The sequence below is a fragment of the Campylobacter sp. CCS1377 genome (assembly GCF_040008265.1).
Classification (GTDB): Bacteria; Campylobacterota; Campylobacteria; order Campylobacterales; family Campylobacteraceae; genus Campylobacter_D.
On the sequence record NZ_CP155620.1, the window covers coordinates 524982 to 540422 of the forward strand.

Consider the following 15441-nt stretch of genomic DNA (forward strand, 5'->3'; position numbering starts at 1 on the left):
GAAAAATGATTTTTATTGATGCTTGTTTGAAGAAAAAAACTCCATATACTCCAGTTTGGATGATGAGGCAGGCGGGTAGATATTTGAGCGAATATATGCAAGTAAGAGCTAGTGCGGGTGATTTTTTATCCCTTTGTAGAGACTATAAAAAAGCCAGCGAGGTAAGCTTGCAACCTGTGGATATATTGGGCGTTGATGCGGCTATTATTTTTTCAGATATTTTAGTCGTGCCTTTAGAAATGGGATTGGAGCTTAAATTTGAAAAAGGCGAAGGGCCGATTTTTCCAAAGCCTATCCAAACAGAAGAGGATTTAGAGAATTTAGATATACAAAAGGGCGTTAGAAATCTTTCTTATGTATATGATGCTTTAAAATTAACAAGAGAAAAATTAGATCCTAGTAAAGCTTTGATAGGATTTTGTGGTAGTCCTTGGACTATAGCTACTTATATGATTGAAGGCGGTGGAAGCAAAAATTATGCTAAGTGTAAAAAAATCCTTTATCAAAATCCTGAATTTTTGCACAAGATTTTAACTAAACTTACTCTTGCTTTAAAATTATATGTAGAAGAGCAAATCAAAGCAGGAGCTAATGCTATACAAATTTTTGATAGTTGGGCAAGTGCTTTAGAAAAAGAAGCTTTTTTTGAATTTTCGTTTAATTATATGCTTGAAATTTCAAATTATATTAAAAAAAAATATCCGCATATTCCTGTGATTTTATTTCCTAAAGGTATTAGTGGATTTTTGGATGAGATTAATGGAAATTTTGATGTTTTTGGTGTGGATTGGAGCACTCCTTTGAATTTGGCTAAAGAAAAATTAGCTTCAAAATACACACTGCAAGGGAATATGGAGCCTTGTAGATTATATGATAAAAATTCTATTAAAGAAGGTGTTGAAAAAATTTTAGATATCATGAAGGATACTTCGCATATTTTTAATCTAGGTCATGGAATTTTGCCTGATATTCCTGTGGGAAATGCAAAATATTTTATAAAACTTGTTCAAGAAAAATCTTCAAAATGAAAAAAATCGTTTTTGGTCCCATTAGTTCAAGAAGATTTGGGCTATCTTTGGGGCTTGATTTAAGTCCTGATAAAAAACAATGCAATTTTGACTGCGTGTATTGTGAATTAAATGCTGCAAAGCCTCAAGAAAAATCATTAATATATCCAAGTGTTGATGAGATTATAGTAGAACTTTTACAAAGCATTCAAAGTGGAGTTGAGTTTGATTTTATTACGCTAACCGCAAATGGAGAGCCTAGTTTATATCCGTTTTTAGATGAGCTGATTTGGCGTTTAAACAAACTCAAACAAGATAAAAGACTTTTAATTTTAAGCAATGGTAGTGCGGTTTTAAATTCTAAAAGTTTTAATGCACTATTGAAGCTTGATGTTGTTAAATTTAGTCTAGATAGTGCTATTGAAAAGACATTTTATAGAATTGATAGAGCATTAAGGACAATTAAAGTAGATGAATTAATAAAAAAATTTATTGAATTTAAAACACAATTTAGCGGTGATTTAATTATGGAAGTTTTGGTGGTTAAAGATTTAAATGATACCCCTGAAGAAATGCTTGCATTAAATGAAGCATTTGCAAATATAAAGCCTTTAAGGGTTGATTTTAGCACTATAGATAGACCGCCTGCATATCCTGTTAAACCTGTTAGCTTAGAAGATCTTGTAAAGTTAAGTGAATATATTACTAGCGTTCCTGTTGTGATTGCTAAGCATTTTTATAGTGGCTCTAAAATCAATTTTAGCGAAGAAGAAATTTTAAAAATGCTAAAGCTTAGATCTCAAAGTGAGTTTGATGTGGAGGCAAAATTTACACAAGTTTCGAAACGAAATTTACAAAAATTATTGCAAGAATCTAAAGTAACAATGATTGATCTGGCTGGGGTTAAATTTTATAAAGTGAAAAATTTTTAATTTTTTTCAAAAAATCCTTGACAAAGTTTATAAAATTAAATATAATCTCATTTTGTTTTTCACTATTCCGGATTAGCTCAGCGGTAGAGTAGTCGGCTGTTAACCGATTGGTCGTAGGTTCGAATCCTACATCCGGAGCCATTCTTCAATTTATTATTCATACCAAATTTAAGTCAATTAAATAAGATTTTATTTTTTCAAATTCATCTATTTCCTTTAGTAAAAAGCGCAAAAGAACAAGCTTTGAGAAATCAAATTTTAGATGCTGTAAGGGTAGCTAAAACACATAAAGAAGTAGTTAAAAATCTTAAAAATATAAAAATAAGCGATAAAGGGCAAAGTAAGATTTTCAAAAATGCCCTAAATGAATATATCAAAGTAAATAACGAACAAAATTCTAAATTAAAAAATGCTTTGATAAAAGAAGGAGTAATCAAAGGTAATGGCTTTTTTATGGATAAGCCAGATATCAGCAAAAACGAGCTTAAATTTGTAGGCAAAAATGGAAAAGAATATATCATTGATAAAACCGTGCGTAATGAGTGGATGAAAACTTTTAATCTTAAAAGCATTGATGATGATTATATTCCAAAGTTACCAAATGAAATAAAAACAGCTTTGAATGGAAAGGATATAAAACTCACTAAAGGCAGCTTATTAAAGCTAATCGAGAAAGATAGAATTAAATACATACCACATATATAAAGAAACTTTGGAAAATCCACAAGTAATCATAAAAGATAAAAATGATTATATATTTGTTAAAAATATAAATAATCAAACCTATTTTACAAGCATAGGGAAAGATTATGAAACACATTTGACTATTGTTAGTAACTCGCCAAAAAACAAAACAATATAATAAATAAATTTAAAAATGCTGAAGTTATTTATAGTAGTACTGCGAGAGCCTTACCGACATCTAGGGCATCTTCAGAGACAAAACAAGTGCCGTTCTCTAGTGAAAATTCTACCCAAGAAAAGCCTAAAAAAACTTAATCCAAAGACTAGATGATAATATCAAAGCTAGGGAAAAATTTATGCGAGATTATAAAGATGAACTTGATAAAAATGTTACAATATCGCTTTTAGAAGAAGGTAAGAAAGTGGATACTAAAAATTTAATCAAAGTGTTAGAAAATTCCCCGAAAAAAGGGCAGAATATGATAACAATAGGCAAAGAAAATTTAAATGATGAGATACTAAAATGGGTTTTAGAGAACAATAAAAGTATCAGCATAGATAAATTAAACCCACAAAGAGCAAAGGCTTAAAGGCTTTAGGTTTTAAATATTATGATGATGTGCGTAGGACTATCAGTAGGGATAATATCTATCATACTATATCTAGACACGGAGCACAAAGTGCTTTAGTAAGAAAAAGCAAACAACAAGTAGTTATGATAAATGATATCTCAAAATGGATTGATTATGCAGATAATGCCGATATACAAGCATTTTCAAAAGATAGCGAGGGTAGAGATGTGTTAATTAGCGGAAAACAACTTAATGGAAATTACTATGTTATCGTAGAACAGATAAGAAGTAAAAACAATGAACTTGCTTTTAAAACAATGTATTTTGAAAATGGAAATCTTGAAAATTCTAACGCATTTAATGAAGCAAGAATAATAAAATAACATAGCCTTACTATCCGCTATCCATCGGTTATAAGCCGTGCGCTAAAGACTTGTAAGGCTGATGAAATTTTAACAAACAAAACTAAATTTAAAATAAAGGAGAAAAAATGAATGCAATGTTGTTAAGCTCTGGGTGGGGGTATAGCATTGATACTGGAAATGGAATTAAGGAATTTAAGTATCAAAAAATCACAACACAGAGCTTAGGGTTTAACATCAATATAACAAATCTTGGAGTGCCGAAAAATAAAAAGATATTTTATATTATCGAAGCGACAGCAATTTATGATGGACGCAATGCTATAGTATTTTGTAAAGATATAACGAGTAATGATTTAATAGTAATGGATAAGAGTTGTAAGGCAAATGAAATAATAAAACTTAAGGGATATCATACAACAAATGGAGTTATAACTTATTTAGAAAGTATGTTAGCAAATAATATATCAACTTATAAAAAGTCTTTTAAAAATATTAAAGTGGAGTTTTATTGGGATTAAAGCCAAAGCATATTCTAGCCCCTTTTTAAAGGGGAAGGCTTAGTAAGCCTTGACTATTATAATACATAAGAGTATAATAATCACTAGAATTTTTTGTTTCATACAAATTCACCCGCCTTTCTAGGTGGTAAATTGAATGTCAAAGGTGGTGCTTTGGCATTCCACCTTTTGAAATTATATCTAACTTAATTTAAAATCCAATTTTTAAAATCTCAGTCTATTAAATAAAGATTCTTCGCTTTGTTCAGAATGACGAGTAAGGCTCAACATGACAAATATTGTTATCCTAAACGAGTGAAGTAACCTTTATTATCTTAAGTAAAATGCTTTTTGTCATTCTGAATGAATGTGAAGGATTTCTATGTAAGGGAATTGCAGTCTTTTAATAGAGATTCTCCAAGTTGCACTCTCAGAACAACAAAACAAAGCGTCATGTTGAGCGTAGCGAAATATCGCTATTTTATAGAAGTTTTGCATAGATTCTTCGCTAATGCTTAGAATGACAGGAGTAAGTTGCACAGTTAGCTTATTTATCAAAACATCCCCTCCCCATCCCCAAAAAATTCTACAAATTTGATACCATCCCACTATTAAAATCCCACCAAAATCAGCCAAAAATTCACTTAAATTGGCATCTAAAATTCCAACTGATTTTTTTTGTAAAATTATCAATGATTGTCTTTTTTTGGTTTTAATTCTAAAACAAAAGGAGAAATTATGTATACAACTGATGAAAAATTATATAAAAAAAGAAGAGAATTTTTAAAGCTCGGCACAGCAGTAATGCTAAGCCCAGCCCTAATCGCTACTAAACTCAATGCTCTAAATTTTATTCCAACAACTCAAACACAACATAAAATCACCGATGAAAAACTTGCAACAAGCTATGTCAATTTCTATGAATTTTCGACAAACAAAAAAGAAGCACTCAAATATGCCCAAAATTTCAGCACTCAAAACTGGAAGATAGAGTTAAGCGGAGAGCTTGAAAAGCCTTTAACCTTAAGCATGCAAGATATTTTAAAATTTCAGCTTGAAGAGAGAATTTATCGCTTCCGTTGCGTTGAAACTTGGTCTATGATTGTGCCTTGGGTTGGCTTTGAATTGCGAAAACTCATTGAATTTGCAAAGCCTACAAATGAAGCAAAATTCGTGAAATTCACCACACTTTTAGACAAAAGTCAGTTTCCAGATCAAAACGCTTTATTTCCAACTCTTGATTATCCTTATATCGAAGCTTTAAGGCTTGATGAAGCTATGCATCCTTTAACACTCATTGCGCTTGGCATGTATAAAAAGCCTCTTAAGGCTCAAAACGGTGCCCCATTGCGTCTAGTTGTGCCATGGAAATACGGTTTTAAAAGCATTAAGTCCATCGTTAAGATTGAATTTACCAAGACTAGACCACAAACCACTTGGGAGCTTGCAAACCCAAGCGAATACGGCTTTTATGCTAATGTCAATCCTACAGTCTCTCATCCTCGCTGGTCTCAAGCAAACGAAAGGGCACTAGGGGAGCTTTTTACTAAGCCCACTTTGATGTTTAACGGCTATGAAAAAGAAGTTGCATCTATTTATGATGGTTTAGATTTAAGGGTAAATTTTTGATGAAAATTAAATTTTTTGATCTCCTAGCCTATTTAGCCTTTGTTTTAAGCGTGTTTTATAGCACTTATTGCGTGGTGGATAATATCTTATTTGGCTTTGATCTCATTAAAGAATTGTATTTTTATACAGGAATTTTTGCTCTTATATTTTTACATTTAAGTGCATTTTTTTCACTTTTTAAATTTAAACTCACAAGATCTTACCCTAAAATTTTAGGGCTTTGTGGAGGGATATGGGTTTTTGTGCATTTTTTAGTTTATTTTGTTTTTTCTAAAAATTTAAATTTAACAAAATTATATGAAGATATCACTACAAGAGTTTTTGAGGCGAGCGGTTTTGTGGCTTTTATAATGATTTTTTTGATGTTTTTAAGTTCCTTTAAAGCTTTTAAGAAATTACAAAATATTAGAAAATTAGCTTTTATTTGTCTTTGTATAGCAAGTTTTCATTTCTTTTTATCGGCAAAAATTCCAGCACTTTGGGAGTATTTGGCTTTAATTTTAAGTTTTGTGTATTTGTCATTGCGTTATCAGAAGATATTTAAAAATAAATTTCAAGGTAGATAATGATAATAATGTTTTTCAAAATTATTACCTATCATTAACCTTTCAAATTTATAATTTCTACTTGAAAATATTTAATTATTTTATTCATAGAACGACTCCTTAAAGTATGGTTATCCTAGCTTTGCTAGGGAACCGCTTTTAAAATTCTTAAAAATTTTATCCCTTGAATTCATTATTTTAAGTTACATTTAAGCTTTAAATCTTTTTTTTATGTTATAATTTCACTCGTTAATTTTATTTTAGTAAGGAGAATTCTCATGAAATTAGTGAAACTAAGTTTAGTTGCAGCTCTTGCTGCGGGTGCTTTTTCAGCAGCTAACGCTGTTTCTTTAGAAGAAGCGATTAAAGATGTAGATCTTTCTGGAGTATTAAGATACAGATATGATACTGGTACTGTAAGCAATAATAATAATAATGATTATGGTTTTAGTGATACTAGAGATAAAGTTAGATCTGGTATATCTAGAAAACAAGATCATAACTTCAGAGCTCAAGTAAATTTCAAAGCAAGCATTGCGGATAATTTCAAAGCTTTCGTTCAGTTAGAATACAACAACACTGATGGTGGTTTCGGTGATACAACCAATAATAATCCAGCTACAGGTAATGTAAGTAGCACAAAAGGAACTATTGCTGTAAGACAATTGTATTTAGAATACAACAATGCTGACTATGCTACAAGCATTATCGCAGGTAAACAACAACTAAACACTATCTGGACTGATAATGGTGTAGATGGTTTAGTAGGAACTGGACTTAAAATTGTTAATAATAGCATCGATGGTTTAACTTTAGCTGCTTTTGTAGTAGATAGCTTCAATGCTTATGCAGGTGAAAGTGATGTTTATGATTTTAGAGGCACAGGATTCAATCCATATGAGCACAATCTTTATGGTGCTGCTTTAATTGGCTCTTATGAAGCACTTGGTGGAACTATCAATCCTCAATTATGGTTATCATACCTAAATAACTCTGCTTTCTTCTATGCTGTAGATGTAGCTTATAACACTACTATTTTTGGTGATGTAAACTGGGGCTTAGAAGGTGCTTATTTAGGAAACTCTGTTGACAATGAATTTGAAACTTTAGGTGATACCACTGCAAATGCACCAAAACTAGTTGCTAACGGTAATTTCTTTGCTCTTAAAGGAACTTTAGCTGCTTATGGTTGGGATGGAAGCCTTGGTGGGGTTTACTATGGTGATAAAGAACAAATTACTATGACAACTTTGGAAGATAATGGTAATATTGATCATCTTTTTGCAGGTCAAGAGTTAAAATACACTGATGGTTCTCACTTAAGCGGCGATCTTGGTAGAAATATCTTTGGTTATGTAACTTTAGGTTATACTTTTAATGAAACTGTAAGACTTGGTGGAGACTTTGTATATGGTGGAACTGAAACAGGTAACTTGCATCAAGGTGGAGATAAATATGAATTCGTTGCAAGAGTAGATTATAAATACTCTCCAAAATTATCTTTCCAAGCTTGGTATTCTTATGTTAATGTAGATGGTGATTATTCTGTTGGTGGTCAAAATATAGATCAAAGTAATTCAAAAGATACTGTAAGACTTCAAGCTCTTTACAAATTCTAAGAATTTAAACTCTTAGATATTTTTCAAGGCGTGTTTTTTAACACGCCTTTTTTTATTTCTGATTTTTTAAATTTACTTCTTATCTTTTAATTTTTGTTTTAAATTTATGGAATGATTTTTGCTTTTATTTTTTAACATCAAAAGGAGAACTTATGTTAGAGATTAAAAAATTAGATTCAAATTCAGTATTTTCAAATACCAAAATCAAAGAAAAAAACATTTCAAAAGATGAATTTCAAGCTTCTTTAAATGAAATTAAAAAAGAACAAGAAAAAGATAATAAATCATTTTTAACCAACGAAGACTTAGATCTTTCTAAAATAAAGTCCGATTTTAGTGCTTATGCTTTCCAAAAACTTCAAGCCGATCAGCAAAAAGAGAATGAAAAAACCATTATTGATAAGCTTTTTTCAATCATAGATAAAAACAATGGCATAAAATGATAAATGCTATAAATTCTTCATATCAAAATCAAACTAGAGAATGATTCCAACAAAAATTAAAACAATGTTTGATATAATTGTATAATCAAAATACAAGGAGCTAAAAATGGTTGATACTAATTTTGCAAAAAGATTTGAGAATGCAACACAAAAAGAAATCATACACGCTTTAGCTTTGACTGAAAGAAAAGCGGAAAAACTTGCATTGCAAACCAAAGAAAACAAAGAGCGTTTTAAATTTTTGCAATCAAAATTAAAAAGCTCTTTTAGTCTTAGAAAAAGGGGAGAAAAGGCAATACAAGATGAGCCAACAGAAGAAACAAAAGCAATTTTAGCCAAAAATGACCCTTCACCTTATACTAGTTTTGATAGCGTATTAAAAGCTGTTGATGATGAGCTTAAGGTAGAAAATGCGCAATCAAGTCTTTCAAAATAATTTCATCAAAGATTTGAAATTAGTTAGAAAACAAAATTGGAATATTGAAGCAATCAAACAATGTATTGAAGATTTAGCAAAGCTAGATATTTTGCCACAAAAATACAAAGACCACGCACTAAAAGGCGATTTGAAAGACTTTAGAGAGTGCCATATTTTTGGCGATTTGATTATAATATATCAAAGAGATGAAGAGAATTTAATTCTTTACCGCATAGGAAGACATCAGGACTTATTTAAAGGCTATTAGTCTTCATCAAAAAAGAACTACTTTGATATATCTTGTATCTCTCCTTCGACTCTTTTTAATCGCTGAAATTTTTTAAAATCTTTTGTATCTGTGATTAGTTGTATTACAAAATCATTTTTATAAAATAAAAAACTAATCATATAGATGAACTCATAAATATAGTTTGTCATATTTATTTAATTTTTAAACAAATCCTGTAAATTCTTAAAGACTTCATTTTGTGAGTTATCGCTGCTTTGAATTTTGTTTTCGTTTAATTCTATTTCATAGCCTGTAAGCATCGAAGCTAGGCGAATATTAATACCATTTTTGCCGATAGCTTTGCTTTTTTGTTCGCTGTTTAAGGTTGCAATGGCTTTTTTATCTTCAATTTGCACTGAGCTAATGATTGCAGGTGCTAGAGCTCTTGAAATAAGCAAAGCATCTTCGTTGCAGTACTCAATACAATCTATATTTTCTCCATGAAGCTCCCCACTTACGGCATTTATTCTCACCCCTTTAACACCAACTGTCGAACCTATGGCATCTATGTTGGGATTATTGCTCATTAGGACGATTTTTGCTCTCTCTCCCGGAATTCTTGCACTAGCACAAATTTTGACAAAACCATCTTTAATTTCTGGGACTTCAGATTCAAGTAGGGCTTCTAAAAATTTTGGACTAGTCCTGCTTAATTCTATTTTTATACCCGAGTTTTTATCTCTATATACGCGTCTGATGACTGATTTTACTACATCTCCTACCTTAAATTTTTCACCTTTGATACGATTTTTTCTTGGTAAAAAGGCACGCAATTCATCGATTTCTATAAAGGTATTTTCTTCGCTATCCACGCGCACCACGCTTCCAAATACCATTTTTCCACACATTTTTTGATATTTTTCAAAAATTGTTTCTTCAAGTAATTTTTGAATGTTATATTCAAGTTCTTTATGTAAAGTATTTGCAGCGGTTCTGCCTAAATTTTCTAAAGAGCATTCATAGGTTAATTCATCGCCGATTTCAACCTCGCTTGCTTCTTGTTTTGCCTTGCTTAAAGAAATAAAACTTTCATTGTTTTCATTTTGCAATCTTTCATCATTGTCATCAATAACGGTAATTTTTTGATAAAGTTGTAAATTCTTAGGATCGACAAAAAAATCATAATTTTCTCCATATATTTTTTTTGCCGTATTTGTCAAAGCTTTGATAACCTTCTCTTTGACATTTTCTAAGGGTAAATTTTTTTCATTGGCAATAGATTCTATAATATCTGCAATTTTTTCCATAACATTAAAACCTTTTGTTTTTGGGATTTTCAAAGATTGAAGACTAAAATTATAATAAAATAAGCCTTTTAATAAGTTTAATTAAATGTAAAATTTGATAAAATTGCAGATTTTAATATATTAAGGAAAAATCATGGAGTTGAAATTAGCAAGAACTTTAGTAAATGAAAAGCCAAAAAGTATTGGTTTGGATAAAATTGAGGCAGCGGTGGAGCAAGAAGGACAAAAGTTTTTTTATTTTGACAAAGATAATTCGCATAAACAGTTAATTGCTTTAATAGAACATTTTGAAAAAAAAGGTTTGTGTGTTTATCATAGAACAATTAGATATGGACTTGATGATGGAGATTTTATGTATGAGGTGCATATTCTTTGAGCAAGAAACTTTTTATTCAAACTTTGGGTTGTGCGATGAATGTAAGGGATTCAGAGCACATGATTGCAGAGCTTACTCAAAAAGAAAATTACTCTTTAACGCAAGATATTAAAGATGCAGACTTGATTTTAATCAATACTTGTTCGGTGCGTGAAAAACCTGTTCATAAGCTTTTTTCTGAAGTGGGTGCTTTTGATAAGGTAAAAAAAGCAGGAGCAAAAATTGGAGTTTGCGGTTGTACGGCTTCGCATTTAGGTAAGGAAATTTTTAAGCGTGCACCAAGTGTGGATTTTGTTTTGGGTGCGCGTAATATTTCAAAAATAACAAAGGCCATTCATACTCCAAAATTCTTGGGTGTAGATATTGATTATGATGAAAGTGATTTTGCTTTTGCGGATTTTAGAAATAGTCTTTATAAAACTTATATTAATATTTCCATAGGTTGTGATAAGCACTGCACTTATTGTATAGTTCCGCACACTAGAGGTGATGAAATTTCTATACCTTTTAGTATTATTTTTAATGAGGCTAAAAAAGCCGTAGAAAAAGGTGCAAAGGAGATTTTTTTACTTGGGCAAAATGTAAATAATTATGGAAAAAGATTTTCAAATTCGCATGAAAAGATGGATTTTTCAGATTTATTGGAGCGTTTAAGTGAGATAGAAGGCTTAGAACGCATTCGTTTTACTAGTCCACATCCTTTGCATATGGATGATAAATTTTTAGATGTTTTTTCAAAAAATCCTAAAATTTGTAAATCAATGCATATGCCTTTACAAAGCGGATCAAGTGAAATTTTAAAGGCTATGAAAAGAGGCTATACGAAAGAATGGTATTTAGATCGTGCATTAAAACTTCGTTCTTTATGTCCTAAAGTAAGCATTTCTACGGATATCATTGTTGCTTTTCCGGGTGAAAATGAAAAAGATTTTGAAGATACAATGGATGTGATTGAGAAAGTGCGTTTTGAGCAAATTTTTTCTTTTAAATACTCCAAACGCCCTTTAACAAAGGCTGCTACTATGCCAAATCAAATTCCTGATGATATTGCTTCCTTAAGACTAACATATTTGCAAGAAAGACACACGCAAATTTTAGATGAAATTATGCCAAAACAAGAAGGTAAAGAATTTGAAGTGTTGTTTGAAGAATTGCGTGCTGATGGGGCTGTGGCAGGTAGAACGGATAATAATTTTTTAGTGCAAGTTAAAGGCAGTGAGGAATTATTGGGTAAAATTTGCAAAGTAAAAATTGCAAATGCAAAGCGTATGGTGCTGTATGGGGAAATCATTTAAATATTCATTTTTAGCCTTTGGAATTTATATTTTACAATGGCTAATTTTTCTAACTTGCAAGAAAGAGTATTTGGGACAAAAACTCGATGATACCCCTTTTGTGATTTTATTTTGGCATGGTAGATTGGCTTTGATGCCTTTTGCATTTAGGTATTTTGAAAAAAAAGGTAAAAAAGCTTATGTGATGATTTCTCATCATAAAGATGGGGATTTGATTGCAAAAAATATAGAATTTTTTAAAATAAATACTATCAGAGGAAGCTCTTCAAAAGGAGCTATTTCAGCCTTAAGGGAGGCTTTTAAAGTTTTGGATAAAAAAGACGATGTAGTTATTACTCCCGATGGTCCTCGTGGGCCTTATCATAGTATTGCAGATGGTTGTATTGCTTTAGCGCAAAAATGTAAAGTGAAGATTTTATTGCTTAATTATGAAGCAAGTGCGTATTGGGAATTTAAAAGCTGGGATAGGATGATTTTGCCTAAGCCTTTTAGTAAGATTGTTTATAGAATTTCAGAGCCTATAGAAGTGGAAAATTTGGATATTGACGAGGCTAAAAAAAGAATTCAGACAAATTTTGATATGATGTATCAAATGGATGGTTTCAAAAATAAGGAATAAAAATGTTTTTTTCTCTAAGAAGATTTATGCACCAATTATTAATATGTGTTATTTTGGAAGAAAGAAATAACATTGTCCGCACCCATAGTGTCAAAAATGGTCAAATTATAGAAATGGATGAAAAAACTTTTGATTCCCAAGATAGATTAATAGCTTATATTCAAAGTCTTATAAAAAATACGCAGCTTTATTATATTTCTGTGTTTTTTTCAGATGTATCGCAAGGGATATTTTTGGAAAGTATTCATAATACAAATAAGCAAAATGAAATGAAAAATATTCAGTATTTAAATATAGAAAATATGCAAATTTACGCTTCTTTAAAAAGCATAGAACAGTATAAAAAAATATTTACTGGCGGAGGGGTGGATTTTATATTTTCACCTTTTGCTTTATTGCATTATTGTGTTAAAAAAGAAAAAATTTTAAATAAAGATTTGATAACTCTTTGTATTTATAAGCATAGTGATTGTATTGCTGTGGTTATTTTTAAAGCAAATAAAGTGGTATTTGGAAGTTTTTTTGAAACTCGTATGAAAGAATTTCCAGAAATTATTTCTGATGATAAAAATGAAGCCATAGAAGAAGGCTTAGAATTTAGTATTGATGAAGAGTATGATGTAAAAGAGCTCGATAGTATGCTTAAGGATAAGTTGGAGCATTTAGAGGAGCAACAACAAAACGAAAAGCTTGAAGATTTTGGAAATGATATGGTGGTTTGTCGTTATATTATTTCTAGCATAGAAGAATTTTATAATAATCCTAACTATAAGAGTAATTTTATTGATGAATTTGTGATTTTTGATAATGAAAATATTTCAAAAGCCACTTTAGAATATATAGAAAATGAAATTTTTCTCACTCCTCAGGTGATTAAAGTTGATACTTTAGAGTTGATGAATGAGCTTATGCGTAAGGAGCTTAAGATATGACTTATAGTTTTGTAAAACCGAAAATTAAACCAGTTTTTAGCTTATTTTTAAGAATTTGGATGGTATTTTTTTTCTTTGGAGCGGGATTTATTGTATTTATTTATTTATTTATTTATATTAAAACCAGTTTTATCTTATCAAATATAGAGCAAAAAAAACAAGAATTAATCACCATACAAAATTCCATCGATGAGAATGAAAAATTATTTGTTTTATTGAGTGATCAAAAGGGTTTGGCATTAAGTATTAATGGTAAAGAAGGGGATAATGAAAAATTGCGTTATGATATTGCTAACCTTTTTGATTTGATTGTCAAAACTAACGGAATTAAACTTGATGAGCTTAATATCAATCGTCATTATTTAAGACTTAGTGGAATTACTCCCACTAAAGAAATGTTTTCTTTGTTGATAGAAACTCCATTAAAAAGTGTATTTGATGAGAGTAAAACAAGTTTTTATCGTTTGAAAAATGGTTGGTATAGATTTGTTAGCGTTAATGAAGAAACTATAAGGTTAGATAATGAAAGATAAGAGTTTAGAAGAATTAAATTTTGTTAAGCTTGTTGCTTATGTTTTGAGCTTTATAGCATTGTGTTCTTTACTGATTGTTTTGTTGTTGTTACCTGCATTAAAAGATTATAAAATGGCTAATTATAAGTTAAATAATCAGCAAAAATTGAATGATAATTTTTTGGCGAAATTGCAAGTGAGTAAACAAAGAGTGGAAATATTAAAAGAGGAGAACAATTTTACCTTAAATCAGTTTAATACAGCTTTTAATCAGCAAGATTTTATTGAATTTTTAAAGAATTATTTTCAAGATGTGCGTTTAAAAAAGGCACATGGAGTTGAAAGAGAGGCTTATTTGGTGGAAGAGCTTAATGTTAGTTCCACGATTGATAATCCTCAAATGCTTAATAAATTTTTTAAAGATTTAAATCAATACAAAAATGTTGCCAAAATCAGTTATCCTATAATTTTAAATGCTTCTGGAAATAAGATTGATGTGGAGTTTTTGGTAAAAATTTACTCCACGCAAAAATAATTATTCAAAGATTAAAATATCGCTTGTATTTTTATCCATTTGTGGAATGGTGCTGTTGTTATTCTCTGGAATTTGTTTTTGTAAATCTAAAGGATTTTGCAAGGTTTTATCCTCTTGAATTTCGTTAAATTCCAAAGGTGTAAATTCATTAAATTCCAAATTTTTACTTGTGTTATTATCAAGCGTTTGTGTAGGTGTTGGCATTGAGGTGGCTTGAGGCATTTTATTATATAAGGTATCGAGTGTATTTTTGTAAAAGGTTAAAAAGGTTTTATCAATTTCAAAAGCAGGTTTTTCTAAGCCTCTATTTAGTTGTGTTGGAACGGTGCTAATGGTTGTTTTAAATATATTAACTCCCTCGCCACTTTTGATAGGATATACAAGATGTATGGAGGAATCCAAATTAGTATTAGAGCTAAATTCTGTGTAATTTTGTGCGTTAGTGTTATCGACAAAGTCTATTTTTGCCTTAAAACTAAGACTAAGTGTTGAATTTACAGATTCTCCATTGAGCCAGGTGCTTGATTTTTCGATATTATCTTCTTGTATAAAAACGATAATTTTACCTTTTAGAGAATAGGGTGCATTTGAAGTGTTGTCTATTTTATAACCTTTAAGTGCCAATATAGTTTTAATTTGTTCTTCTGTATTTTGTTTTAGAAGCTCAATTTCTTTGTCTAATCTGATTTTTAATATAGAATTTTGGAAATAATCTGAATAATTATTATTTTGCTCTATTTCTATTGTGCTAAAATTAATAGTGATATTGCTTTGCGGTGTTGTTATTTGTGTTGGTGTTAAGGGTTTGAAATTAGGCAAAGAAACATTAATAAACTGTGAGCTTGTATTGCTACAGGATATAAGTAAAAATGCGGCAGCGCTTGAAAGTAAAATTTTTTTCATCATTGACCTTTTATACTGAAAA

General features: G+C 30.2%; 21 protein-coding genes and 1 tRNA gene. 19 read left to right on the forward strand and 3 right to left on the reverse strand.

Going from position 1 to position 15441, the window contains the following annotated elements; translation table 11 throughout:
* Window positions 1–5 precede the first annotated feature (5 nt).
* The 7 genes from hemE (at window position 6) to AAH949_RS02695 (ending at window position 4078) form a co-directional block, all read left to right on the forward strand.
* Complete coding sequence (gene hemE / locus AAH949_RS02665) at window positions 6–1028, forward strand: uroporphyrinogen decarboxylase (protein WP_348518904.1); 1023 nt, start codon at window positions 6–8, stop codon at window positions 1026–1028.
* Entirely contained in the window at window positions 1025–1939 is a 915-nt protein-coding gene (locus tag AAH949_RS02670) for a radical SAM protein (protein WP_134238455.1), read from the forward strand. Before hemE ends, AAH949_RS02670 begins: the two co-directional genes overlap by 4 nt.
* Before the next feature lie 66 nt (window positions 1940–2005).
* Window positions 2006–2080: transfer RNA gene (locus AAH949_RS02675), tRNA-Asn, on the forward strand.
* Window positions 2081–2182: 102 nt separating this feature from the next.
* Entirely contained in the window at window positions 2183–2644 is a 462-nt protein-coding gene (locus AAH949_RS02680; RefSeq protein WP_348518905.1) for a hypothetical protein, read from the forward strand.
* 335 nt (window positions 2645–2979) lie between these two features.
* Window positions 2980–3213: a hypothetical protein gene (locus AAH949_RS02685; protein ID WP_348518906.1), complete on the forward strand. Its 234-nt coding sequence runs from the start codon at window positions 2980–2982 to the stop codon at window positions 3211–3213.
* A gap of 29 nt (window positions 3214–3242) precedes the next feature.
* On the forward strand, window positions 3243–3578 hold the full coding sequence (locus tag AAH949_RS02690) for a hypothetical protein (protein ID WP_348518907.1): 336 nt from the start codon (window positions 3243–3245) through the stop codon (window positions 3576–3578).
* Window positions 3579–3685: 107 nt separating this feature from the next.
* Entirely contained in the window at window positions 3686–4078 is a 393-nt protein-coding gene (locus AAH949_RS02695; protein WP_348518908.1) for a hypothetical protein, read from the forward strand.
* Between the two features lie 333 nt (window positions 4079–4411).
* On the opposite strand, the gene AAH949_RS02700 is transcribed toward AAH949_RS02695, so the two are convergent.
* On the reverse strand, window positions 4412–4750 hold the full coding sequence (locus AAH949_RS02700) for a hypothetical protein (RefSeq protein ID WP_348518909.1): 339 nt from the start codon (window positions 4748–4750) through the stop codon (window positions 4412–4414).
* Window positions 4751–4795: 45 nt separating this feature from the next.
* Here AAH949_RS02700 and msrP point away from each other — a divergent pair, with 45 nt between their 5' ends.
* The 6 genes from msrP (at window position 4796) to AAH949_RS02730 (ending at window position 8979) form a co-directional block, all read left to right on the forward strand.
* Entirely contained in the window at window positions 4796–5686 is an 891-nt protein-coding gene (msrP, locus tag AAH949_RS02705; protein WP_348518910.1) for a protein-methionine-sulfoxide reductase catalytic subunit MsrP, read from the forward strand.
* Window positions 5686–6252, forward strand: coding sequence for a sulfite oxidase heme-binding subunit YedZ (locus tag AAH949_RS02710; protein WP_348518911.1), 567 nt, complete (start codon window positions 5686–5688; stop codon window positions 6250–6252). Before msrP ends, AAH949_RS02710 begins: the two co-directional genes overlap by 1 nt.
* A gap of 257 nt (window positions 6253–6509) precedes the next feature.
* Window positions 6510–7850, forward strand: coding sequence for a major outer membrane protein (locus AAH949_RS02715; protein WP_348518912.1), 1341 nt, complete (start codon window positions 6510–6512; stop codon window positions 7848–7850).
* Between the two features lie 152 nt (window positions 7851–8002).
* Complete coding sequence (locus AAH949_RS02720; RefSeq protein ID WP_348518913.1) at window positions 8003–8293, forward strand: hypothetical protein; 291 nt, start codon at window positions 8003–8005, stop codon at window positions 8291–8293.
* Window positions 8294–8399: 106 nt separating this feature from the next.
* Window positions 8400–8729, forward strand: coding sequence for a hypothetical protein (locus AAH949_RS02725; protein ID WP_348518914.1), 330 nt, complete (start codon window positions 8400–8402; stop codon window positions 8727–8729).
* Window positions 8704–8979, forward strand: a complete 276-nt coding sequence (locus AAH949_RS02730) for a type II toxin-antitoxin system YafQ family toxin (protein WP_348518915.1) — start codon at window positions 8704–8706, stop codon at window positions 8977–8979. Before AAH949_RS02725 ends, AAH949_RS02730 begins: the two co-directional genes overlap by 26 nt.
* Before the next feature lie 176 nt (window positions 8980–9155).
* Here AAH949_RS02730 and nusA read toward each other — a convergent pair whose 3' ends face one another.
* Window positions 9156–10247 (reverse strand): transcription termination factor NusA, encoded by a 1092-nt coding sequence (nusA, locus tag AAH949_RS02735; RefSeq protein ID WP_348518916.1) that lies wholly within the window; start codon window positions 10245–10247, stop codon window positions 9156–9158.
* A gap of 133 nt (window positions 10248–10380) precedes the next feature.
* Here nusA and AAH949_RS02740 point away from each other — a divergent pair, with 133 nt between their 5' ends.
* From AAH949_RS02740 to AAH949_RS02765, 6 genes are read left to right on the forward strand one after another with little or no spacing between them, the layout of a single operon-like run.
* Window positions 10381–10623, forward strand: coding sequence for an HP0268 family nuclease (locus tag AAH949_RS02740; RefSeq protein WP_134238446.1), 243 nt, complete (start codon window positions 10381–10383; stop codon window positions 10621–10623).
* A 35-nt stretch (window positions 10624–10658) separates the two neighbouring features.
* A complete protein-coding gene (gene miaB, locus AAH949_RS02745) occupies window positions 10659–11918 on the forward strand; it encodes a tRNA (N6-isopentenyl adenosine(37)-C2)-methylthiotransferase MiaB (RefSeq protein WP_348519178.1) in 1260 nt (419 codons plus the stop codon).
* Window positions 11902–12537, forward strand: coding sequence for a lysophospholipid acyltransferase family protein (locus AAH949_RS02750; RefSeq protein ID WP_348518917.1), 636 nt, complete (start codon window positions 11902–11904; stop codon window positions 12535–12537). Before miaB ends, AAH949_RS02750 begins: the two co-directional genes overlap by 17 nt.
* 2 nt (window positions 12538–12539) lie before the next feature.
* Window positions 12540–13469: a hypothetical protein gene (locus tag AAH949_RS02755; RefSeq protein ID WP_134238443.1), complete on the forward strand. Its 930-nt coding sequence runs from the start codon at window positions 12540–12542 to the stop codon at window positions 13467–13469.
* Window positions 13466–14002: a hypothetical protein gene (locus AAH949_RS02760; protein ID WP_348518918.1), complete on the forward strand. Its 537-nt coding sequence runs from the start codon at window positions 13466–13468 to the stop codon at window positions 14000–14002. Before AAH949_RS02755 ends, AAH949_RS02760 begins: the two co-directional genes overlap by 4 nt.
* The gene (locus AAH949_RS02765; RefSeq protein WP_134238441.1) at window positions 13992–14516 is read left to right on the forward strand and encodes a hypothetical protein; all 525 of its coding nucleotides are present in this window, start codon (window positions 13992–13994) and stop codon (window positions 14514–14516) included. The genes AAH949_RS02760 and AAH949_RS02765 overlap by 11 nt, the downstream gene beginning before the upstream one ends.
* On the opposite strand, the gene AAH949_RS02770 is transcribed toward AAH949_RS02765, so the two are convergent.
* Window positions 14517–15419, reverse strand: a complete 903-nt coding sequence (locus AAH949_RS02770) for a hypothetical protein (protein ID WP_348518919.1) — start codon at window positions 15417–15419, stop codon at window positions 14517–14519. It abuts the gene before it with no gap.
* Between the last annotated feature and the right edge of the window lie 22 nt (window positions 15420–15441).